This window comes from Nocardioides perillae, assembly GCF_013409425.1.
Classification (GTDB): Bacteria; Actinomycetota; Actinomycetes; order Propionibacteriales; family Nocardioidaceae; genus Nocardioides; species Nocardioides perillae.
On sequence record NZ_JACCAC010000001.1, the window covers coordinates 1,982,969 to 2,004,917 of the forward strand.

Here is a 21,949-nt window from a genome sequence, read left to right on the forward strand (position 1 = left end):
CTCGGGCCGTGACGACGACGCGCGAGCCGACCACCCCAGGTCCACCCGGCCCGCGCCGGACGTCGTTGCTCTCGCCGGCCTACCGGGGCGCCTCCCTCGGCTCCTTCGCCCTCGTCTTCCTCGCCGCCTTCGAGGCGCTGGCGGTCGCCACGGTGATGCCGGAGGTGAGCGCCGACCTCGACGGCCGGGCCTGGTTCGCGACCGCCTTCTCCGCGACCCTGGCGGCGAGCCTGGTCGGGATGGTGCTGGCCGGGTCGTGGTCGGACCGGCGCGGCGCCGTGCGGCCGCTGCTCACGGCCGTCGCGCTCTTCGGCGTCGGTCTGCTGGTGGCCGGGCTCGCGCCGTCGATGGGCCTGCTGGTGCTCGGACGGGTGCTCCAGGGACTCGGCGGGGGAGCGCTGACGGTCGCGCTCTACGTCCTCGTGGCGCAGGTCTACGCGCCGCCGGACCGCCCGCGGATCCTGGGGCTCTTCGCCCTGGCGTGGGTGCTCCCCGGGCTGGTGGGGCCGTTCCTCGCGGGGGTGGTGGCCGAGACGGTCGGCTGGCGCTGGGTCTTCCTGGGGGTCGTCGGCCTGGCGGCCGCGGCGCTCACCCTGATGGTCCCGGCACTGGCCGGGGTGCAGCCCCCACCGGCCGGCGAGCGGCGGTCGCGCGAGGCGCGGCGCCGCGACCGGCGGCGCGTCGGGCTCGCCCTGGTCGTCGCCCTCGCCCTGCTCGGGCTGAACGGCGCCGGGGGCCTCACGGGGCCGCTCGCCGTCGCCGGCGCGGCGGGTGCGCTCGTGGCGGTGGTCGCTGCGCTGCGGCCGCTGCTCCCGGCCGGCACCCTGCGCGCGGGTCGCGGGGTGGCCGCCGTGGTGGCGCTGCGCGGGCTGGTCGCCGCCACCTTCTTCGCCAGCGAGGCCTACCTGCCCTACCTGCTCCAGGAGCAGTACGACCTGCGCATCTGGCTCAGCGGGCTGGTGCTGACCGGCGCCACCCTCGGGTGGGCCGCGGCCTCGCAGGTGCAGGCGAGGCTCGGCGACCGCCTCCCCGACGAGGCCGCCCTGCGCGCCGGGTCGTCCGTGCTGGCGGCCGGGGTGACCGCGATCGCCGCCGCCACGGCGCTCGGGCTCCCGGCGCTGCTGCTCGTGGTCGGGTGGGTGGTGGCCGCCGCGGGCATGGGCCTGATGTACCCCCGCACCACCGTCGCCGTGCTCGCCCGCACCTCGGAGGCCGACCGTGGCTCCGGATCTGCCGGCCTGACCCTCGCCGACGCCGTCGGGTCCGCTGCGGCCGTCGCGGTCGCCGGGCTGGTGTTCACCGCGGTCGGCACCGCCGACGACCGTGCGGCCTTCGTCGCGGTCCTGACGCTCACCACCGCCCTCGGCGCCCTCGCCGTCGTCGTCGCCCGCCGCGCCTGACCCCGCCGGCGGGTCGCGCGCTGCGCTCGCGTCGAGGGGTCGCGCGCTGGGCTCGCGTCGAGGGGTCGCGCGCTGGGCTTGTGTCGAGGGGTCGCGCGCTGCGCTGGCGTCGAGGGGTCGCGTGCTGGGCTCGCGTCGAGGGGTCACGCGCTGGGCTCGCGTCGAGGGGTCACGCACTGGGGCACTCGGGTCTCGGGGTGGCCCGCCGAGGCCGTCCCGAGCCGGTTGGCTGAGCCTGGTCTGCGCCACTTCCTGTCCATAGGCGACCGTCGTGGATCCGTTGTCCACAGCGCGATCCGGGCAGTTCTCCAGGCGCGCGTGACTGTCGGTGGTCGGTGGTTGAGTAGGCGGTATGGCAGACCACCGCGACCACGCACCGCAGCACCCGCTGCTGGCCGCGTTGGCCTGCCTCGACACCGACCTGCACCACGCGTCGGGTACGCCGACCTGGTCACTCACCGCGCCGGAAGCCGAGGCCGCGTTGGTGGAGCTCGCCAGGTGTCGTGCCCGCCTCGCCGCGCTCGAGCTCACCACCGTCGCCGCCGCGGACCGTGCCGGTGTCGGCGACGCCACGGGTGCCACCTCCACCGGGGCGCACTGGGCACGACTCACCCACCAGACCCGGGCGAAGTCAGTCGCCACCGTCCGCCACGCTGCGGCACTCGAGGCACGCCACGGCACCATGCTCGCGGCGATGAGCGCCGGGGTGGTGCTGCCCGAGCAAGCCGAGGTCATCACCCGCGCGGTCGACGCCCTGCCGGTGACCCGGGTCGGGGTCGCAGTGGTCGACGCCGCCCGCGCCCACCTGCTGGAGTTGGCCGCCATGTTCGACGCGGTCGAGCTGAAACGCCTCGGCGACCGCATCCTCGACGTCGTCGCCCCCGACATCGCCGACGACGTCGAACGCGACCGCCTCGAACGCGAAGAAGCAGCAGCAGCCGCGGCAGCCAGCTTCACCATGACCCGCGACGGCCACGGCAAAGCCCACGGCCGGTTCACCATCCCCACCGCCGAAGCCGACATGCTCGCCACCGCCCTCGACGCACTCACCGCACCCCGCCACCACCACGCCACCCACGGCACCGACCCGGTGCCGGTCGATCAGCACGGCAACCGCGTCCCGCGGCCGCTGCGGCGGGGGCACGCGTTCTGCGAGTACGTCCGCACCCGCCACCGCTCCGCCGCCGACGCCGCTGCCACCACCGCCGCGACCCAGGCCGGTGGGGTCGACGCCACCGTCACCGTCACTCTGGACCTGGCACAGCTCACCGGCACCGGCGACGGCGCCGACGCACCCGTGTCGTTGTCGACCGGGACCCGGATCACCGCCGCGAAAGCCCGGTTGTGGGCGTGCGGCGCTAGGATCGTGCCCGTCGTGCTCGGCGGAGCCTCGCAGCCCCTCGACGTCGGACGCACCCGGCGGTACTTCACCAAGACCCAACGCCTCGCCCTCGCCCGCCTCCAAGGTGGCTGCACCGCCGACGGCTGCGACTGGCCACCCTCGATGTGCCACGCCCACCACCGCACCCCCTGGCACACCGGCGGACGCACAGACCTGGCCGAGGGCTACCTGCTGTGCCCCAGACACCACGCCAGGGCCCACGACCCCGCCTACGAGACCACCTACCACCGCCACCGGATCACGTTCGCGCGCACCCGGCCCATGCGGACCTGACACCCCGCAACGGCAGCCAGACCCACCCGCACCGCCCGGCACGGCGTACACCTGCATGACCAACCCCCGCCGCCGACCCCCGCCGCCGACCCCTGCAGCCGACTCGTGCAGCCGGCCGCCCTCGAGACCGAGACCGACGGTCTCCGTCGACCACCGGGGACCGCCGGCCAGCGGGCGACCCCTCGACGCATCCCCAACGCGCGACCCCTCGACGCGTGCCCAACGCGCGACCCCTCGACGCCAGCCCAACGCGCGACCCCTCGGCGCGTGCGCAGCGCGTGACCCCTCGGCGGTCTGGAGACGGGCGTGACGGACCTCCTCGACCACCGGAGGTCGAGGCTGTGGACGACGCCAGCGGGGAGACCCCGGACGAGCGAGGGTGGTCGGGTGCCCCTCGCCGAGCCCGAGCGCCTCCCGGTCAGCGCGGAGCGCTCCGCGCGCATGGGTCAGATCCGCAAGACCCGCACGGCCCCGGAGCTGGCGCTGCGCCGCGAGCTGCACCGGCGCGGTCTGCGCTTCCGGGTGGACCACCCGGTGCCAGGAGCACCGCGCCGCCTCATCGACCTCGCGCTGACCCGCGCGCGGATCGCGGTCTTCGTGGACGGCTGCTTCTGGCACGGGTGCCCCGAGCACTTCCACGCGCCCCGCAACAACGCGCTGTGGTGGCAGTGGAAGATCGCCACCGTCCAGCACCGCGACGACGACACGACCCGTCTCGTCACCCAGGCGGGGTGGCTGGCCCGGCGAGTGTGGGAGCACGAGGACGCCCGCGACGTCGCCGACGAGGTCGAGCGCGCCTGGCGACGCCGGACGGGAGAGGCTGACGGCGCGCACCGGTCCGGCGTACGCCGGTCGCCCCCGCGCCCCCGCGCCCCCGCCCCGGACCCCCGCGCCCCCGACCCCCGTGCGACCCCGTGCGACCCCGTGCGCGCCACGGTTGGCGCGAGGGGCCGCGCGGCCGCACCATGTGCGGGTGCCGCACACCCACCACCCCCACACGGACCACCCCGGCCACCGCACCGCGCAGGTGCTCTCGGTCAACACCGGCGGACCGCGCACGGGCGCCTGGACGGGCCGGGTGGGTCGCAGCGCCATCGACAAGAGCCCGGCGGGGGCCGCGGTCGCGGTGCGCTTCGACGGCCTGGTGGGCGACCACGTGTGCGACCGGAAGTACCACTCCGGGCCGGACCACGCCGTCTACGCGTTCGCGCGGGAGGACCTCGACCGCTGGGGCGAGGAGCTCGGCCAGCACCTGCCCGACGGCTTCTTCGGGGAGAACCTCACGACCCTCGGCATCGACGTCAACGAGGCGGTGATCGGGGAGCGCTGGCGCGTGGGCACGGCACTCCTCGAGGTGGCCAAGGTGCGCACGCCCTGCCGCGTCTTCGCCGGCTGGCTGGGCGTGAACGGGCTGCCCGAGGAGGGGTGGATCAAGCGGTTCGCGGCGGAGGGGCGGCCCGGCCCCTACCTCCGGGTGCTGGAGGAGGGCGTCGTCGAGGCGGGCGACCCGCTCGTGGTGGAGCACCGCCCCGACCACGGCATCACCGTCGCGACCGTCTTCCGCGCGGTCACCACCCGACGCTCGCTGCTGCCGAGCCTGCTCGACGCCCCAGAGCTCGCCGCCGACGTGCGGGCGAAGGCCCTGAAGGAGCGTGAGCGGCGGGCGGCGCTGACCGCAGGCCGGCCGGGAGCGGCCGGCGCCGTCCTGCCGTAGCAGCCGCCGGAGGTGCCCAGCGGGCGGGTTCTGCTACCGATGCGTAACCGCGTGATCTAGGTTACGCACCAAGTGATCGTCCAAGGGCCACCCCGGGCCCGGAAGCAGGGAGCACGATGCCGATCAACCACGACACCTCCTTCGTCGAGCGGATGCCGCGCAACGTCGCGCTGCAGTTCCTCACCCGCGTGGAGACCTCGCCGGACCGGGAGGCCTACCGCTTCCCCCAGGGTGACGGCTGGGAGTCGGTGACGTGGCGTGAGACCGGCGCCCGCGTCTCGAAGCTCGCCGCCGGCCTCATGGCCCTCGGCATCGAGCAGGAGCAGCGCGTCGGCATCGCCTCCGGCACGCGCTTCGAGTGGGTGCTGGCTGACCTCGCGAACATGTGCGCGGGTGCCGCCACCACCACCGTCTACCCGTCGACCAACGCCGAGGACGTCGCCTACATCCTGGGCGACTCCGAGTGCCGCGTGGTCTTCGCCGAGGACGACGAGCAGATCGCCAAGCTGGTCGCGCACAAGTCCGAGCTGCCCCACCTCGAGAAGGTCGTGACCTTCACCGGCGCGGCCGACGGCGACTGGGTCATCTCGATGGACGACCTCGCCGCGCTGGGCGAGAAGCACCTGGCCGAGCACCCCGACGCGATCCGCGAGCACGCCGAGGCGATCGGCCCCGACCAGCTCGCGACCCTCATCTACACCTCCGGCACGACCGGCCGCCCGAAGGGCGTGCGCCTGCAGCACAAGGCGTGGGTCTACGAGGGCGAGGCCATCAAGGCCCAGGGCATCCTCGACGAGAGCGACCTGCAGTACCTCTGGCTCCCGATGGCGCACTCCTTCGGCAAGGTGCTGCTTTCCTCGCAGCTGGCGTGCGGCTTCGCCACCGCGGTCGACGGCCGCGTCGACAAGATCATCGACAACCTCGCCGTCGTGAAGCCGACCTTCATGGGCGCGGCCCCCCGCATCTTCGAGAAGGCCCACGCGCGCATCGTCACGATGACGGCCTCCGAGGGCGGCGCCAAGGAGAAGATCGCCACCCAGGCGTTCAAGGTCGGCATCCAGGTCGACCGCCTCAAGCGCGAGGGCAAGTCGGTGCCGCTGCCGCTCAAGCTGCAGCACGGCCTCTTCGACAAACTGGTCTTCAGCAAGGTCCGCGACCGCTTCGGTGGCCGCGTCCGCTTCTTCATCTCCGGCTCGGCGGCGCTCAACGCCGAGATCGCCGAGTGGTTCCACGCCGCGGGCATCCTCATCCTCGAGGGCTACGGCATGACCGAGAACGCCGCGGGCGCGACGGTCAACCACCCCGACCACTACAAGATCGGCACCGTCGGTCCGGCCATCCCGGGCGCCGAGGTGCGCATCGGCGAGGGCGACGAGGTCCAGCTGCGCGGCCCGCACATCATGGACGGCTACCACAACCTGCCCGAGGCCACCGCCGCCGCCTTCACCGAGGACGGCTGGCTGCGCACGGGCGACAAGGGCTCGCTGGACGCCGACGGCTTCCTCACGATCACCGGCCGCATCAAGGACCTCTTCAAGACCTCCGGCGGCAAGTACATCGCCCCCTCGGCCATCGAGTCGAAGTTCAAGGCGATCTGCCCCTACGTCAGCCAGTTCATGGTCTTCGGCAACGAGCGCAACTACTGCGTCGCGCTCATCGCCCTCGACCCCGACGCCATCGCGGGCTGGGCCGAGGAGAACGGCCTGGGCGGCAAGTCCTACACCGAGATCGTCACCAGCGACGCGGCCCAGGCGATGGTCGGCGACTACGTCGAGCAGCTCAACGGCCGCCTCAACCGCTGGGAGACCATCAAGAAGTGGCGCGTGCTCGACCACGACCTCACCATCGAGTCGGGCGAGCTGACCCCCTCGATGAAGGTCAAGCGCAACGTCGTGGAGGACAACAACAAGGCCCTCATCGACGCGCTCTACGCGTCCTGACGCCGGCTCGCCCGGCCCGCCCGGGCAGCCGCACCTGACGCACGACGGGCGTCGACCCCCACGGGGGTCGACGCCCGTCGGCGTGTCCGGGCTGGGACGATGGTGCCGTGCCCTCCGCCCCGCCCCCCGGTGACCCCGCGCCGCGCGACGGCGCGCTGCCGGAGGCGGCCCTCGCCCGGCTCGGCCGCTCGACCTTCTCGGTCTACGTGCACGTGCCGTTCTGCACCGTGCGCTGCGGCTACTGCGACTTCAACACCTACACCGCCACCGAGCTCGGCATGCCCGGGTCTGCGCCCGGCGCCTCCCGCGCGACGTACGCCGAGGCGGCGGTCGCCGAGGTCCGCCTCGCCCGCCGCGTGCTCGGGGAGGCCGACCTGCCGGTCGCGACCGTCTTCGTCGGCGGCGGCACGCCGACGTTGCTCCCGCCCGCCGACCTCGGCCGGGTGCTCGGCGCTGTGCGCGCGGAGTTCGGGCTGGCCGCCGACGCCGAGGTGACGACCGAGGCCAACCCCGACAGCGTCGACCCGGCCTCGCTCGCCGCGCTGCGCGAGGCCGGCTACACCCGCATCTCCTTCGGCATGCAGTCGGCCGTGCCGGGCGTGCTCGCCACCCTCGACCGCACCCACGACCCGGAGCGGATCGGCCCGGTCGTCGCGTGGGCGCGCGACGCAGGCTTCGAGGAGGTGAGCCTCGACCTGATCTACGGCACGCCGGGGGAGTCGGCGGCCGACTGGGCGACCAGCCTCGACGCCGCCCTCGACGCCCGGCCCGACCACGTCTCGGCCTACGCCCTCATCGTCGAGGAGGGCACCGCCCTGCACCGCCGCGTGGCGCGCGGCGAGCTGCCGGCGCCCGACGACGACGACCTCGCCGACAAGTACCTCGCCGCCGAGGAGCGGCTGGCTGCCGGCGGTCTCGGGTGGTACGAGGTGTCGAACTGGGCCCGCCGCGAGGAGAGCCGCTGCCGGCACAACCTCGCTTACTGGCGCGGCGGCGACTGGTGGGGCGTCGGCCCCGGGGCCCACAGCCACGTCGGCGGCGTGCGGTGGTGGAACGTGCGGCACCCCGCGGCGTACGCCGACCGGATCGGCGCCGGCGCGAGCCCGGCCCACGCCCGCGAGGTGCTCTCGCCGCAGGACCGGCAGGTCGAGCGGGTGCTGCTCGAGGTGCGGCTCGCCGACGGCCTGCCTGCCGACGCGCTCACCGGCCTGCCGCCCGGGTCCGGCCGCGACGCGGTGCCCGCCCTGGTCGAGCGCGGGCTCGTCGAGCCCGCGCCCTGGCGCGACCACGACCGCGTGGTGCTGACGCTGCGCGGCCGGCTGCTGGCCGACGGCGTGGTGCGCGAGCTGCTCAGCTGACCATCCGGATCGTCAACGGGTAGCGGTAGGGCTCGCCGTTGCTGGCCTTCACCGAGCCGATGATGGTGAAGACGAGCCAGTACGCCGCGAACGCCAGTGCGAGCGGCACGACCAGCAGCGCGCCGACGCCGAGGGTGACCACGACCACGAGGACGCCCAGCACCGCACCGACGATGCCGAAGAGCAGCACGGAGAGCTGGAAGTTCAGCGACTCGGCCGCCTGCCGGCGGACGTAGGGCGAGGAGCCCTTCGCCAGCAGCACCACGAGCGGGCCGAGGAAGGCCAGCGCTACGAACGCCGCCACGAGCGCGCTCCAGTGCGCCGCGCCGCCCCACGTCTGCTCCTCGGCGCTCGCCGGCCGGTCGGGGTGGGCGCCGTACGCCGCGCCGTACGGCTGGCCCAGTCCGTACTGCTGCCCGTAGCCCTGCCCGTAGCCCTGCCCGTACTGCTGGCCGTACGGCTGGGCCTGCCCGTACGGCGCGGGCTGGCCGCCCCAGGACGGGGGCGGCTGCTGGCCGGGCGGCTGCTCGCCCGGCTGGTGCGGGTCGGGCTGGCCGGGGGACTGGCCGGTGGGGTCGCTCATGGCGGCAGCGTAGTGCGCGCCGGCCTCAGCCCGCGGTGACGAAGTCGATGAGCTCCTCGACGCGGCCGAGGAGCTCCGGCTCGAGGTCCTGGTAGCCGCGCACGCCGCCCAGCACGTGCTTCCAGGCGCGGGCGACGTCGGCCTGGTCGCGGTGCGGCCAGCCGAGCAGCTGGCAGGTGCCCTTCTTCCAGTCGAGGTGGCGCGGCACGTCGGGCCAGCGCTGGAAGCCGAGGCGCTGCGGCTTGACCGCCTGCCAGACGTCGACGAAGGGGTGGCCGACCACGAGCACGTGCGGCCCCATCGGCCCACGGGCCACCGCCTGGGCGATGCGGCTCTCCTTCGAGCCCTTCACGAGGTGGTCGACCAGCACCCCGACGCGGCGACCCGGCCCCGGGCGGAAGTCGCGCAGGTGGTCGGCGAGGTCGTCGACGCCGCCGAGGTACTCGACGACGACGCCCTCGACCCGCAGGTCGTCGCCCCAGACCTTCTCGACCAGCTCGGCGTCGTGGCGGCCCTCGACGAAGATCCGGCTGGCGCGGGCGACCCGGGCGGGCGCGTCGGGCACGGCGAGCGAGCCCGACGCGGTGCGGGTCGGGGCGGCCGGCACCGTGCGGTGCACCGGCGCGTGCAGCACGACCGGGCGGCCCTCGAGCAGGAAGCCGGGCCCCAGCGGGAAGGTGCGGCGCTTGCGGCGGCGGTCCTCGAGCGTGACCGTGTGCAGGTCGCGGTCGACGGCGACCACCTCGCCGCACCAGTCGGTGGTGACCTCCTCGACCACGAGGCCCAGGTCCGCGGCCTGCTCGGTGGCGCGGCCGCGCCTCGGCGCGCGCCAGTCGGTGGCCAGCACGTCGTCGCCGTAGCGGTCAGCGGGGGAGGTGCGTCCCGGGGCGCCGGGGCTCGTCGAGGTCACCGGGACACGCTAGGCGGGCGCGCACCCCGCGCGGCGGGGGCGCGCCGAGCTCACTCCCCGTCGGGCCCGCCCTGCCCGGGCGGGCCGTCGCCCAGCTTCTCGGTGGGGTCGGGCACGCCGAGGTCGAGGTCGTCACGGGCCTCGTCGGGGTCGAGGGGCTCGGCGAGCGGGTTGTCCTCGCCGGGCTGCAGGTCCTCGGGCAGCTGGTCGTCGGGGATGCCCGCAGCGCCGTCGGTGCCGTCGCCGTCGGTGCCCGCCGGGCGCTCGTCGCTCGCACTGGTCATGGCGACCACGCTGCCACGGCCGGGGGCGCGCCCGCCTCGCCCGCTCAGAGGAGCGGCAGCCGCTTCTGGCTGCGCGGCAGGTGCTCGTAGCCGCGCCGCACCGCGTGCTCGAGCGCCTCTGCGGGGTAGGGCCACGAGGCCGACGCCAACGCCTGCGACACCGGGACGCCGCGACCCGCGGCGTCGCGCACGGTCTCGGCCACCACCCCGATCGCGGCGCGCTGCTCCTGCACGAAGTCGAGGCCCACCGGCGCGCCGTGCCCGGGCAGGACGACGGTCTGCGGCGTCAGCAGCCCGATCACCAGGTCGAGCGCGCGGGGCCACTCCAGCGGCCAGCAGTCCTCGCCGTACGCCGGGTGGCCGGACTCCTCGACCAGGTCGCCGGCGAGCAGGACGTCGGCGTCGGGCACGCGCACCACGAGGTCGCCGGCGGTGTGGCCCCGGCCCGGGTGCACCAGCTCGAGCACCCGGTCGCCCAGGTCGAGGACGGTCGCCGAGGAGAAGGTGTGCGTGGGCAGGACGACCTCGGTCGCGAGCACGTCGTCCCGGTGCGGGTCGCCCGGGTCTGTCGCGTAGCGCGCCTTCAGCCGGTCGGCGCCGGCCGCGAGCTCGTCGGCGGCGACCTCGTGGGCGTGCACCGGCACCGCGCCGTACGCGTCGGTGACGGCCACCGTGCCGAAGGTGTGGTCGACGTGCCAGTGCGTGGTGACCACGGCGGTGACCTCGCCCACCCCGAGGCGTCGCACGTCCTCGACGACGGCTCGCCCGGCAGCAGCGGAGCCGTGCGGGTCGACCAGCACGAGCCCCGCCTCGCCCCCGACGAGCACGACCCCGACGTCGCACCAGGAGCGCCGCGCGTGCCACACACGGTCGGCGACCTCGCGGAAGTCCTCGGTCCGGCTCACCGGGCGAGCCTACGAGGGGGAGTAGGATTGGCACTCCGTCGAGTTGAGTGCCAGCAGAGGAGGAGCCGTGGTCGAGGACCGTCGCCTGGCCGTCCTGCGCGCGATCGTGGAGGACTACGTCGCCACCGAGGAGCCGGTCGGCTCCAAGGCGCTGGTGGAGCGCCACGGCCTCGGGGTCTCCCCGGCGACCGTCCGCAACGACATGGCGGTGCTCGAGGAGGAGGGGCTGATCCGCCAGCCCCACACCAGCGCCGGCCGGGTGCCGACCGACGCGGGTTACCGCCTCTTCGTCGACCGCCTCACCACCGTCAAGCCGATGAGCCAGGCGGAGCGGCGGGCGATCTCGCAGTTCCTCGACGGCGCCGTCGACCTCGACGACGTCGTCTCGCGCAGCGTGCGGCTGCTCTCGCAGCTGACCCGCCAGGTCGCGGTCGTGCAGTACCCCACGCTCACCCGCTCGACGGTGCGCCACGTCGAGCTCGTGGCGCTGACCCCGTCCCGGCTGCTGGTCGTGCTCATCCTCAGCAGCGGCCGGGTCGAGCAGCGGCTCGTCGAGCTCGGCGCCGACCTCCCCGACGACCGGCTCGCCGACCTCCGCACGCGGGTCAACCGCGCCGTCACGGGCGAGCGGATCGCCGAGGCGACCGGTGCGCTGGCCGACCTGCCCGCCGCCGTGCCGCCCGACTGCACCGAGGAGGTCGCGGCAGCCCGGGCGGTGGTCGCGGCCCTCGTCGAGGCGATGTCGGACCACCGCTCCGACGAGCGGGTCGCCGTCGGCGGCGCGGCCAACCTGGCGCGCTTCGGCGACAGCTTCGACTCCGCCGTGCGCCCCATCCTCGAGGCGCTCGAGGAGCACGTCGTGCTGCTCAAGCTGCTGGGCGAGGCCTCGACCGGCGGCGCGGTCACCGTGCGGATCGGCCACGAGGGGCCGATCCAGGAACTGGCCAGCACCAGCGTCGTGGCCACCGGCTACGGCCCGGGCGAGGAGGCGCTGGCCTCGCTGGGCATCCTCGGGCCCACGCGCATGGACTACCCCGGCACGATGGCGGCGGTCCGCGCGGTCGCCCGCTACGTCTCCCGGATCCTCGACGAGGCCTGACCGGCCCCGGCCGGCCCGCCACCCGCACGCCCCGTCCCACCCCGACCCCACCTTGCCCCCGACTCGCCACCGACGAAGGACCCACGTGAGCCAGGACCTCTACGAGCTGCTCGGCGTCAGCCGCGACGCGGACGCCGACGCGATCAAGAAGGCCTACCGCAGGCTGGCCCGCCAGCTGCACCCCGACGTCAACCCCGACCCGGAGAGCCAGGAGCGGTTCAAGCAGGTCTCCGCGGCCTACGAGGTGCTCTCCGACCCGCAGAAGCGCGCGTCGTACGACCGGGGCGGCGACCCCTTCGCGGGCGGCTTCGCCGGCGGGGGACAGGGGGCCGGCTTCTCCTTCACCGACATCATGGACGCCTTCTTCGGCGGCGGCGCGCCCGGTGCCGGCGGGGCGGGCGGCGGCCGCGGCCCGCGTCCGCGCACCCGCCGCGGGCAGGACGCGCTCATCCGCGTCGAGGTCGAGCTGGCCGAGGCCGCCTTCGGCGCGACCCGTGAGCTCAAGGTCGACACCGCGGTCGTCTGCGGCACCTGCCACGGCGACGGCGCGGCGCCGGGGTCCTCTCCCGTGCCCTGCGAGACCTGCCGGGGTGCCGGCGAGGTCGCGCACGTGCAGCGGTCCTTCCTCGGGGAGATCCGCACGCTGCGGCCCTGCGCGGCCTGCCGTGGCTTCGGCACGATCATCCCCGACCCCTGCCGTGAGTGCTCCGGGGACGGCCGCGTGCGCTCACGCCGCACGCTGACGGTCAAGATCCCCGCAGGCGTCGACACCGGCACCCGGGTGCAGCTGCCCGAGCAGGGTGAGGTCGGCCCCGGCGGCGGGCCGGCCGGCGACCTCTACGTCGAGGTGGCCGTGGCGCCGCACCAGGTCTTCACCCGTCACGGCGACGACCTGCACTGCACCGTCACGGTGCCGATGACCGCCGCCGCGCTCGGCACCACGCTCACCCTCCCCACGCTGGAGGCCGACCTCGTCGCCGAGGGCGCGGAGCCCGAGACGGCCGACCTCGAGACCTCCTTCGAGCTGGAGGTGCGACCCGGCACCCAGTCGCACACCGACACGGTGCTGCGCGGCCGCGGGGTGCCGGGGCTGCGCGGTGCCGCCCGCGGCGACCTCGTCGTCACGACCGTGGTGGAGACCCCGACGCGCCTCGACGCGCCCCAGGAGGAGCTGCTGCACCAGCTCGCCACGCTGCGCGGCGAGGAGTCGCCCGACGGCCAGGTGCGACCGGCCCACCACAAGTCGGTCTTCGGCCGGCTGCGCGACGCCTTCGGCGGCTGAGCGGCGCCGTGTCCCTCCCGGTGCACCTCGTGCCCGACCTCGCCGCCACCCGCGTCGGCGACGAGGTCGTCGTCGAGGGCGACGAGGCCCACCACGCCGTCGCCGTGCGGCGGCTGCGGGTGGGGGAGCGGGTCGTGCTCACCGACGGGCGTGGCCGCGCGGTCACCGGCGTCGTCGCCTCGACGGGCAAGCGGGTCTTCGCGGCCGTGGCCGAGGAGGTCGTCGACGCCGCGGAGCCGTCGCCCCGCCTCACCGTCGTGCAGGCGCTGCCCAAGGGCGAGCGCGGCGAGCTCGCCGTCGAGGTGCTGACCGAGGTCGGTGCCGCCCGCGTCGTGCCGTGGGCCGCGGCCCGCAGCGTCGCGGTGTGGAAGGGGGAGCGGGCGGCCAAGTCCCACGCCCGCTGGCAGGCCACGGCGCGCGAGGCCGCGAAGCAGGCGCGCCGCCCCTGGCACCCCGTCGTCGACCCGCTCGCCACCACCGACGACGTCGTCGCGCTCGTCGCCGACGCGCGCCTCGCGGTGGTGCTGCACGAGGACGCCGCCGCGCCGCTGTCCTCGCTCGCGGTGCCCGCCGAGGGCGACGTCGCGGTCGTCGTCGGGCCCGAGGGCGGCCTCACCCCCGACGAGGTCGAGCGCCTCGCGGCGGCCGGCGCCCACGTCGTACGCCTCGGGGCCGAGGTGCTGCGCACGTCCACCGCCGGCGTCGTCGCCTGCGCCGCCCTCCTCAGCCGCACCGCGCGGTGGGGCTGAGGTCCCGCCTCACTCCACGGTGACCGTGCGGGTGTCCTCGTCGGGACCGCCGCCCTCGGCGCCCCCGCTGGGGTCGTCGGTGCGCGCCAGGAAGGTGTAGGTGCCGGGCTCGAGGCCGCTGACGTCGACCTCGGCGCTCCAGGGGAAGAGCCGCTCCTCCATCCACCCCTCGGCGGTGGTGTAACCCTCGGCGACGACCGCGCCCGCGCCGTCGAGCACCTGCCACTGGACGTTGGCCTCGAAGCCGTTGCTCACGCCCTCGGCGGTGAAGGTGTCGCCGACCGTCGCGCCCTCGGCGGGGGTCGTGATGCTCATGAGGGAGAGGGTCTCGAGCAGCGGTGCCTGCGCGAGCGGCTCCGCGGTCGGCACGCCCAGCACCTCGGCGACCGGCTTGCCGTCGACCGTCAGCTGGACGGGCAGGCGCTCCTGCAGCGCGCCCTGCACGGAGTACACGACGCCCTGCACGGCCAGCTCGGCCTCGCGCTCGGTGAGGTCCCCGCGCGGCGGCGCCGCGGTGAGGTCGACCCGGGCGACGCCGCCCTGGACCGCCACCGCGGCGACCTCGGTGCCGGCCGGCCAGACCGAGCGGTAGTCGGGGTCCAGCGGGTCGCCGCCGACGACCTCCTGCGCCGCTGCCAGCGCGACGTCGCCCCCGGCGACCTGGGTCTCGTGGAACTCGCGGAAGAGCACCGGGCCGCGCGGGCCCTCGCCCACGTAGTACGCCGGGACCACGACGGCCTCGCCGGCCGGCGGCGCCGCGCTGCTCGGCGCCGCGCTGCTCGGCGCCGCGGACGGCTCCGGCGTCGGCTCCGCGGCCGTCGGGGTGGGCTCGCCCGCCGCGGGCGCGGGGTCGTCGTCGCCACCGGTGAGGGAGCCGCCGGCGACGGCCACGGCCACGACGACCGCCGCGGCCGCCACCGCCGCTCCGGCCGCGGCGTAGGTCCAGGGGCGTCGGTCGCTCATCGGGGTCACCTTCTGTCGTGGACGGGGGTCGCTGCGGGAGTTGCTGAGGGGGTGGGTGGCGCGGGGTGCGCCCGACCCGGTCCGCCGCTGGATCGCGGCGAGCCGGTCGGTCGGTCGCAGGTCGTCGACGGCGTCGGCGAGCAGCTGGTGCAGCCGGTCAGGCGGGTCGGCGTCGCCGGGCGGGTGCGCGGGGTCGCGTCTCACGGCTGGTCCTCCCAGTAGGTCGCGAGGATCGTCCGCAACCGTGCGGACGCCCGCGAGGTGTGGCTCTTGACCGCGCCGCGGCTCAGCCCGAGCGTGTCGGCGACCTCGGCCTCCGACAGCTGCAGGTAGTGGCGCAGCACGACGACCTCCCGCTGCCGCCCGGGCAGCTGCCGGAGCGCGTCGAGGACGGCTGCGCGACGGTCGGCGTCGAGCGCGCTGGTGTCGCTGCCCGGTGCCGCCGGGTGGGGTGCGGCGGCCTCGCGCTCCTCGTGGCGGCGCACCACCCCGCGGTGGCGCAGCTCGGAGCGCGCACGGTTGACCACGGCCTGGCGGAGGTAGGCCGCGGCCCGGTCGTGGTCGCGCAGCCGGTCCCAGCGGGCGTGCGTGGCCAGGAAGGCGTCCTGGACGACGTCCTCCGCGGCGGTGCGGTCGTGGACCAGCAGGACGGCGAGCCGGACGAGCCGCGCCCAGTGCGCGGCGTACAGCTCGACGAGGGCCTGGTCGGCGCCGGAGCGGTCAGGGGCGCCGGGGGAGCCGGCCGCGCCGCCCCCGCGCGACCCGTGCTCGCCGTCGGGCGGGACGCGGGACGACCCGGCCGCGGGCGCGCCGCGGCTCACGCCGGGGTCCCGGAGGGTCGTCGCTGCACGTGTCACCACGCTAGTGGGACGCCCCACCCGTCACGGTGGTTCACACGCCGAGGCGACCGGACCGCCGGTCTAGGCTGGCGTGGTGACCAGCACCGCGAGCGACCCCGACTGCCTCTTCTGCCGCATCGTGGCCGGGACCGTGCCGGCCGACGTGGTCCACGAGAGCGCCACCACCGTCGCCTTCCGCGACATCTCCCCGGGCGCCCCCACGCACGTGCTGCTCGTGCCCCGCGACCACCACGCCGACGCGGCGTCGCTGGCCGCGGCCGAGCCGGCCCGGGTGGCGGAGCTGGTCGCCGCCGCGGGCGAGGTGGCGCGGCAGGAGGGCCTCGAGCGGGGCTACCGGCTGGTGTGGAACACCGGGCCCGACGCGGGCCAGACCGTCCACCACGTCCACCTGCACCTCCTCGGCGGTCGCGGGCTCGGCTGGCCGCCGGGCTGACCCGGGGTACCGGGTGCCGGGTGCCGGTCGGCGCCGCGGCGTGGTCGGCGCTCAGGGCAGCGGTGCGCCGCGGGCGGTGACCCACAGCGCGTACCACTCCTCCTGGGTCAGCTCGGGCTCGCGCAGCACGGCGTCGCGGCACGCCGCGATCCGGCCGGGGTCGGTCGTGCCGACGACCGGCGCGATGCGGGCGGGGTGGCGACGCAGCCACCACAGCACCACCGTCTCGGGCGTCGTGCCCCGCTCGGCGGCGGTGCGGGCCACGAGCTCGGTGGTCGCCACGTCGGCCGCGGTCTCCGCGCGGCCGGTGTAGCGGCCCTGGGCAAGCGCGCCCCACGCCTGCAGGCCGACGCCGTGCGCGGCGCAGTGCTCCAGCGTCCCGTGCGGGAAGCCGGTCGAGCCCTCGGCGGTGTTGACGAGCACGCCGGCCTCGACGAAGCCACGGTGGTGCAGGCTCATCTCGAGCTGGTCGGCCACGAGGGGCAGCGCGAGGTGCGCCTGCAGCGCCGCGAGCTGGTGGTGCGAGGCGTTCGACAGCCCGACGGCGCCCACGAGCCCCTCGCGGTGCAGCTCCTCGAGCGTCGCGGCGACGCCCGCCAGGTCTGCCAGCGGGTCGGGGCGGTGCAGCAGCAGCACGTCGAGGCGGTCGGTGCGCAGCCGCTCCAGGCTGCGCTCCACCCGCTCGCGCACGTGCGCGGGGCGCCAGTCGTAGTGGCCGACGGCCCCGTCGCGCGGCAGCGTGATGCCGCACTTCGACTGCAGCACGACGCGCTCGCGGAGCCCGCGGTGGCGGTCGAGGAGGGCACCGAAGACCGCCTCGGCGCCGCCCGCGGTGTAGATGTCCGCGTGGTCGAACCAGGTGATGCCCGCGTCCAGCGCCGCCTCCACCGCGGCCTCCGCGCGCGCGAGGTCGGCGTCGTCGAAGGCGGCGTCGTCCCAGGAGCCGCCGAGGCCCATGCAGCCGTAGAGCGCCGTCGGGGGCGGGAGGGCGGTCACCACCGGACCGCGTCGAGGAGCTCGCCGAAGAGCCGCAGGGCCAGCAGCACGGCCGGCACCGCGAAGGTCACCAGCAGCACCCACGCCACGGCGCGGTGCGCGGGCCGGGTCGCGTCGAGCGACGAGGCGAACTCCAGCAGCGCCCCCTCCTCGGTGCGGGAGTCGAAGCCCATGCGCTGCTGCTCGGGGGTCAGGCGCAGCCGCTGGTGCCACAGGTGGGGATCGAGCGGCTCGGAGTGCCCGGGGTCGCCGCCCGGGCCCCCCGCGCGGTCGTGACCGTCGGGACCCTCCCAGGGCTCGACGGGGCTGCGGTCGTCCACAGCGCCAGCGTACGTCGGGGAACGGGGTGGGAGGCGTCGGCGCCGCGCCGTAGCATGGAGCGCACGATGACCCAGTCCGAGCAGCCCGCCGCGGCCAGCGGCAGCCCCGAGACCCGCACCCGCCACACCGTGCTGGTCCCGCCCAGCGTCGACATGGTGAGCGTGCTCGGCCCCGGCGACGAGCACCTGACGATCCTCGAGCGCGACTTCGCCTGCGACGTCCACGTGCGCGGCAACCGCATCACCCTCACCGGCGAGCCGGGCGAGGTGGCGCTGGCCGAGCGCATGCTCGACGAGCTCGTCACGATCATCCGCACCGGCCAGGGCGTCACCCCCGAAGCCGTCGAGCGCATCATCGCGATGCTGCGTGCCGAGACCACCGAGCGCCCCGTTGACGTGCTGAGCCTCAACATCCTGAGCAACCGCGGGCGCACGATCCGGCCCAAGACGCTCAACCAGAAGCGCTACGTCGACGCCATCGACAAGCACGCGATCACCTTCGGCATCGGTCCCGCCGGCACCGGCAAGACCTACCTCGCGATGGCGAAGGCCGTGCAGGCGCTGCACGCGAAGAACGTCACGCGCATCATCCTCACCCGCCCCGCGGTGGAGGCGGGCGAGCGCCTCGGCTACCTGCCGGGCACGCTCAGCGAGAAGATCGACCCCTACCTCCGCCCGCTCTACGACGCCCTGCACGACATGGTCGACCCCGAGACCATCCCCAAGCTGCTCGCGGCCGGCACGGTCGAGGTGGCGCCGCTGGCCTACATGCGCGGACGCACGCTCAACGACGCCTTCATCATCCTCGACGAGGCGCAGAACACCTCGCCGGAGCAGATGAAGATGTTCCTGACCCGCCTCGGCTTCGGCTCCAAGATCGTGGTGACGGGCGACGTCACGCAGGTCGACCTGCCCGGCGGGGTGCGCTCCGGGCTGCGCGTGGTCGAGCAGATCCTCGACGGCGTCGACGACGTCAGCTTCAACCGGCTGACCGCGACCGACGTCGTGCGCCACCGCCTCGTCGGCCGCATCGTCGAGGCCTACGACCAGTTCGACGCGCGAGACGAGCGCGGCGACCGGGGCGGGCACGGCGGTCGCGGCGAGCGCGGCGAGCGGGTCCGCTCGTGAGCATCGAGGTCCTCGACGAGTCCGGCCAGGGCCTCGACGTCGGCCACCTCGCCCGGCTGTCGCGCTTCGTGATGGACCGGATGCGGGTGCACCCGATGGCCGAGCTGTGCCTCAAGGCCGTCGACGAGCAGACGATCGCCGGCCTCAACGAGCAGTGGATGGGCAAGGAGGGGCCGACCGACGTGCTCGCCTTCCCGATGGACGAGCTGCGACCCGGCACCGCCGGCGAGGAGCCCGAGGAGGGGGTGCTGGGCGACCTCGTGCTCTGCCCGGCCGTCGCCGACCGCCAGGGCACCGAGGCCGGCCACGGCCGCGACGCCGAGCTCGAGCTGCTGACCGTGCACGGGATCCTCCACCTGCTGGGCTACGACCACGCGGAGCCCGAGGAGCACCGCGTGATGTTCGGCCTGCAGGACGACCTGCTTGCCGCCTGGCGTGCCGGTGGGTGAGGTCGCGCTGGCGAGCGGCGTCGCGCTGCTCGTGGTGCTGGCCGGGCTGTTCTCGGCCGCCGACGCGGCGCTCGGCGGCTTCTCGGCGGCCCGCGCCTCCGAGCTCGCGGTCGAGGGCCGCGCCGGCGCCCGGCCGCTGGTGCGGCTGCTGGCCGACCGCCCGCGCTACCTCAACACCGCCCTGCTGCTGCGCCTGGCCTGCGAGGTCGGCGCGATCGTGCTCGCGGTGCGCGGCTTCCACGACCTCTACGAGGGCGCGTGGACCCCGACGCTGCTCTCCGCGGTCCCCGTCATGCTGCTGGTCTCCTTCGTCGTCATCGGCGTCGCGCCGCGCACCCTCGGTCGCCAGCACTCCGAGATGGTCGCGCTGGCCTCCGCCGCGCCGGTCTCGGCCATCACCACCGTGCTCGGCCCGCTGCCGCAGCTGCTGATCCTGCTGGGCAACGCCCTCACCCCCGGCCGCGGCTTCCGCGAGGGGCCGTTCTCCACCGAGACCGAGCTGCGCGAGCTCGTCGACCTCGCCGAGGCCAGTGCCGTCATCGAGTCCGGTGAGCGCCGCATGATCCACTCCGTCTTCGAGCTCGGCGACACCATCGTGCGCGAGGTGATGGTGCCGCGCGGCGACGTCGTCTACGTCGAGCGCCACAAGAACCTCCGCCAGGCGCGCTCGCTCTTCCTGCGCAGCGGTTTCAGCCGGGTCCCGGTGATCGGCGAGAACCTCGACGAGGTCGTGGGCTTCGCCTACCTCAAGGACGTCGCGCGGCGCGACTTCGAGGACGCCGACGCCGAGCTCACCGAGCGCATCGACACCGTCATGCGGCCCGCCTACTTCGTGCCCGACTCCAAGCCCGTCGACGGCTTGCTCTCCGAGATGCAGGCGCGCCGGCAGCACGTCGCGGTCGTCGTCGACGAGTACGGCGGGACCGCCGGCCTCGTCACCATCGAGGACGTCCTCGAGGAGATCGTCGGCGAGATCACCGACGAGTACGACGAGGCGGAGGTCGAGGTGGAGCGTCTCGAGGGCGGTGCCGTGCGGGTGTCCTCGCGCTTCCCCGTCGACGACCTCGAGGAGCTGGTGGGCGTCGCGGTGGAGGACGACGACGTCGACAGCGTCGGCGGCCTCATGGCCAAGCACCTCGGGCGGGTCCCCATCCCGGGCTCCCACGTCGAGACCCACGGGCTCCGGCTGGAGGCCGAGCGCCCCACCGGTCGACGCAACCGGATCGCCACCGTGCTGGTGCGCCCGGTCGACCCTGCCCCGGTGGACGCCGGAGCCGACGGCGAGCCGGACGACGTGGTCGTGGGTGACTACGCTGACCGGCATGCCTGATCCCGCCCCCGGAGACTCCCGCGAGCTGTCGGCCGAGGACGCCAAGCTCGTCACCCTTGCCCGGGCCACCCGGGCCCGCACCGGTGCGGCCGAGGGCGCGGCCGTGCGCGACCAGGACGGCCGCACCTACGCCGCGGCCACGGTCGACCTGCCCTCGCTGCAGCTGTCGGCGGTGCACGTCTGCGTCGCGATGGCGGTCGCCAGCGGCTCCCGCGGCCTCGAGGCCGTCGTCGTGCTGACGGAGGCCGACGACCTCGACCCGCGCGACCGTGCCGCGGTGCGCGACCTCGGCGGCGACGACGTCGCGCTCTACCGCGGCGACGTCCGCGGCGCCGTGGTCGTGCCGGGCTGACCGCGACCGGCACACGCGCGCGGGGTCGACCCGGACCTGAGCGGAACCGGGTGATCTTGCGGTTCCTTGAGGATTCCTTGCGGATTCCTCTCAGGCGCCTCGGGGTGGGGCCGATGGAGAGGACATGCGCCGCCCCGCCGACCCCGCAGGCACCCCCGCCGTCCGCGCCCGCCGCGGCCCGCTGCCCGGTCTGCTGCCCCGTCTGCTGCCCCGTCTGCTGGCAGGCCTGCTCGCGCCGCTGCTCGTGCTCGGCCTGCTCGCCCTCGGCACCGGCGCGGCCTCGGCCGCCGGCGGCGCGTCGGCGCAGGCCGCCACGGGCAAGGTGCGTGCGGTGAAGACCACCGCCCGCGCGACGAAGCCGAGGAAGCCCGGCACGACGACCACCCCCACGAGCACCGCTCCCACGACGACCACGTCCACGACGTCCTCCCCGGCCGGCCCGCGCGCGACCTGGGTGTGGGGCCGCCCGTCGACCTCGGCCCTCGTCTCCTTCGCCACCGGCCAGGGCGTGCGCGACCTCTTCGTCTCCGTGCCGTGGCGCGTGACCGGCCAGCCGACGGAGATGACCTGGCTGCGCGACCTGCGCGCGCGGGCCACCGCGGCCGGCATCCGACTCCACGCGCTCGGCAGTGAGACCAGCTGGGTCGACGACCACGCGAGCGCCCTCACCTGGCAGCGCGAAGCGCTCTCCACCGGCCTCTTCGACGGCGTCCACCTCGACGTCGAGCCGTGGCTGCACGCCGACTGGTCGGGCGACCGCACGGCCCTGCTGCGCCGCTACCTCGGCCTGCTCGCGACCCTCGCCGGCGACACGACCGCGCGGGTCGAGGCCGACATCTCCTTCTGGCTCGACCAGCACGTGGTCGACGGGCAGCGGGTCGACGAGGCGGTGCTGGCCCGGGTCGACGCGGTCACCGTCATGACCTACCGCGACACCGTCAGCGGCGAGGACAGCATCACCGCGCTCGGCGAGGCGGCGCTCGCCGCCGCGGACCGGGCCGGCAAGCCCGCGCGGCTCGCGGTCGAGACCCACCACCTCGGCACCGACCCGATCGCGGAGAAGCAGACCTTCGCCGGCGCCACCCGCGCGGTGCTCACCTCGGCGATGGCCGCGGTCGACGCGGCGGTGCGGCACCACCCGTCGTACGCCGGGATCGCGGTGCACGACGTCGCCGGCTGGCAGGCCCTCCGCACCTCCTGAGGCGACCGCGTCGCTAGC

General features: G+C 75.4%; 22 protein-coding genes and 1 pseudogene. 15 read left to right on the forward strand and 8 right to left on the reverse strand.

Annotation, left to right across the window (positions count from 1 at the left end; all coding sequences use genetic code 11):
• Positions 1-8 precede the first annotated feature (8 nt).
• From BJ989_RS09175 to hemW, 6 genes and pseudogenes are all read left to right on the forward strand, one after another.
• Positions 9-1,400: an MFS transporter gene (locus BJ989_RS09175; RefSeq protein WP_179517945.1), complete on the forward strand. Its 1,392-nt coding sequence runs from the start codon at positions 9-11 to the stop codon at positions 1,398-1,400.
• Positions 1,401-1,752: 352 nt separating this feature from the next.
• Positions 1,753-3,075 (forward strand): HNH endonuclease signature motif containing protein, encoded by a 1,323-nt coding sequence (locus BJ989_RS09180; RefSeq protein WP_179517946.1) that lies wholly within the window; start codon positions 1,753-1,755, stop codon positions 3,073-3,075.
• A gap of 387 nt (positions 3,076-3,462) precedes the next feature.
• A pseudogene (locus BJ989_RS18245) lies at positions 3,463-3,684 on the forward strand (PDDEXK family nuclease); the annotation flags it as partial.
• Between the two features lie 364 nt (positions 3,685-4,048).
• Positions 4,049-4,789: an MOSC domain-containing protein gene (locus BJ989_RS09190; protein ID WP_343049221.1), complete on the forward strand. Its 741-nt coding sequence runs from the start codon at positions 4,049-4,051 to the stop codon at positions 4,787-4,789.
• A 116-nt stretch (positions 4,790-4,905) separates the two neighbouring features.
• Entirely contained in the window at positions 4,906-6,729 is a 1,824-nt protein-coding gene (locus BJ989_RS09195) for an AMP-dependent synthetase/ligase (RefSeq protein WP_179517947.1), read from the forward strand.
• Between the two features lie 107 nt (positions 6,730-6,836).
• Entirely contained in the window at positions 6,837-8,087 is a 1,251-nt protein-coding gene (gene hemW / locus BJ989_RS09200; RefSeq protein ID WP_179517948.1) for a radical SAM family heme chaperone HemW, read from the forward strand.
• On the opposite strand, the gene BJ989_RS09205 is transcribed toward hemW, so the two are convergent.
• Genes BJ989_RS09205 through BJ989_RS09220 form a run of 4 tightly spaced genes read right to left on the reverse strand, consistent with a single transcriptional unit; the run spans position 8,080 to position 10,769 of the window.
• Positions 8,080-8,670: a DUF4870 domain-containing protein gene (locus BJ989_RS09205; protein ID WP_179517949.1), complete on the reverse strand. Its 591-nt coding sequence runs from the start codon at positions 8,668-8,670 to the stop codon at positions 8,080-8,082. The two genes, hemW and BJ989_RS09205, sit on opposite strands and share 8 nt — an antisense overlap.
• 25 nt (positions 8,671-8,695) lie before the next feature.
• Entirely contained in the window at positions 8,696-9,580 is an 885-nt protein-coding gene (locus BJ989_RS09210; RefSeq protein WP_179517950.1) for a DUF3097 family protein, read from the reverse strand.
• Between the two features lie 50 nt (positions 9,581-9,630).
• On the reverse strand, positions 9,631-9,864 hold the full coding sequence (locus tag BJ989_RS09215; RefSeq protein ID WP_179517951.1) for a hypothetical protein: 234 nt from the start codon (positions 9,862-9,864) through the stop codon (positions 9,631-9,633).
• A 44-nt stretch (positions 9,865-9,908) separates the two neighbouring features.
• Positions 9,909-10,769 carry an MBL fold metallo-hydrolase gene (locus tag BJ989_RS09220; RefSeq protein WP_179517952.1) on the reverse strand — a complete coding sequence of 287 codons (861 nt, stop codon included), beginning with the start codon at positions 10,767-10,769 and terminating at the stop codon, positions 9,909-9,911.
• A 67-nt stretch (positions 10,770-10,836) separates the two neighbouring features.
• Between BJ989_RS09220 and hrcA the strand changes: the two genes are divergently transcribed.
• The 3 genes from hrcA (at position 10,837) to BJ989_RS09235 (ending at position 13,899) form a co-directional block, all read left to right on the forward strand.
• Positions 10,837-11,868 (forward strand): heat-inducible transcriptional repressor HrcA, encoded by a 1,032-nt coding sequence (gene hrcA, locus BJ989_RS09225; RefSeq protein ID WP_179517953.1) that lies wholly within the window; start codon positions 10,837-10,839, stop codon positions 11,866-11,868.
• An 85-nt stretch (positions 11,869-11,953) separates the two neighbouring features.
• A complete protein-coding gene (gene dnaJ / locus BJ989_RS09230) occupies positions 11,954-13,150 on the forward strand; it encodes a molecular chaperone DnaJ (RefSeq protein WP_179517954.1) in 1,197 nt (398 codons plus the stop codon).
• An 8-nt stretch (positions 13,151-13,158) separates the two neighbouring features.
• A complete protein-coding gene (locus tag BJ989_RS09235; RefSeq protein ID WP_179517955.1) occupies positions 13,159-13,899 on the forward strand; it encodes a 16S rRNA (uracil(1498)-N(3))-methyltransferase in 741 nt (246 codons plus the stop codon).
• Between the two features lie 9 nt (positions 13,900-13,908).
• Here the strand turns inward: BJ989_RS09235 and BJ989_RS09240 are convergent, their stop codons facing one another.
• The gene (locus BJ989_RS09240; RefSeq protein ID WP_179517956.1) at positions 13,909-15,066 is read right to left on the reverse strand and encodes a Gmad2 immunoglobulin-like domain-containing protein; all 1,158 of its coding nucleotides are present in this window, start codon (positions 15,064-15,066) and stop codon (positions 13,909-13,911) included.
• On the reverse strand, positions 15,063-15,683 hold the full coding sequence (locus BJ989_RS09245) for a SigE family RNA polymerase sigma factor (protein ID WP_179517957.1): 621 nt from the start codon (positions 15,681-15,683) through the stop codon (positions 15,063-15,065). The genes BJ989_RS09240 and BJ989_RS09245 overlap by 4 nt, the downstream gene beginning before the upstream one ends.
• 112 nt (positions 15,684-15,795) lie before the next feature.
• On the opposite strand from BJ989_RS09245, the gene BJ989_RS09250 reads away from it, so the two are divergent.
• Positions 15,796-16,155 carry an HIT domain-containing protein gene (locus BJ989_RS09250; protein WP_179517958.1) on the forward strand — a complete coding sequence of 120 codons (360 nt, stop codon included), beginning with the start codon at positions 15,796-15,798 and terminating at the stop codon, positions 16,153-16,155.
• Between the two features lie 51 nt (positions 16,156-16,206).
• On the opposite strand, the gene BJ989_RS09255 is transcribed toward BJ989_RS09250, so the two are convergent.
• Entirely contained in the window at positions 16,207-17,151 is a 945-nt protein-coding gene (locus BJ989_RS09255; RefSeq protein WP_218848786.1) for an aldo/keto reductase, read from the reverse strand.
• Positions 17,148-17,471 (reverse strand): hypothetical protein, encoded by a 324-nt coding sequence (locus tag BJ989_RS09260; RefSeq protein ID WP_179517959.1) that lies wholly within the window; start codon positions 17,469-17,471, stop codon positions 17,148-17,150. Before BJ989_RS09260 ends, BJ989_RS09255 begins: the two co-directional genes overlap by 4 nt.
• A 66-nt stretch (positions 17,472-17,537) precedes the next feature.
• Between BJ989_RS09260 and BJ989_RS09265 the strand changes: the two genes are divergently transcribed.
• The 5 genes from BJ989_RS09265 (at position 17,538) to BJ989_RS09285 (ending at position 21,931) form a co-directional block, all read left to right on the forward strand.
• Complete coding sequence (locus BJ989_RS09265; protein WP_218848787.1) at positions 17,538-18,599, forward strand: PhoH family protein; 1,062 nt, start codon at positions 17,538-17,540, stop codon at positions 18,597-18,599.
• Positions 18,596-19,048, forward strand: coding sequence for an rRNA maturation RNase YbeY (gene ybeY, locus BJ989_RS09270; protein WP_179517961.1), 453 nt, complete (start codon positions 18,596-18,598; stop codon positions 19,046-19,048). The genes BJ989_RS09265 and ybeY overlap by 4 nt, the downstream gene beginning before the upstream one ends.
• Positions 19,041-20,378, forward strand: coding sequence for a CNNM domain-containing protein (locus BJ989_RS09275; protein ID WP_179517962.1), 1,338 nt, complete (start codon positions 19,041-19,043; stop codon positions 20,376-20,378). The genes ybeY and BJ989_RS09275 overlap by 8 nt, the downstream gene beginning before the upstream one ends.
• The gene (locus BJ989_RS09280) at positions 20,371-20,730 is read left to right on the forward strand and encodes a cytidine deaminase (RefSeq protein WP_179517963.1); all 360 of its coding nucleotides are present in this window, start codon (positions 20,371-20,373) and stop codon (positions 20,728-20,730) included. Before BJ989_RS09275 ends, BJ989_RS09280 begins: the two co-directional genes overlap by 8 nt.
• Positions 20,731-20,854: 124 nt before the next feature.
• Positions 20,855-21,931, forward strand: coding sequence for a hypothetical protein (locus BJ989_RS09285; RefSeq protein ID WP_179517964.1), 1,077 nt, complete (start codon positions 20,855-20,857; stop codon positions 21,929-21,931).
• Positions 21,932-21,949 lie beyond the last annotated feature (18 nt).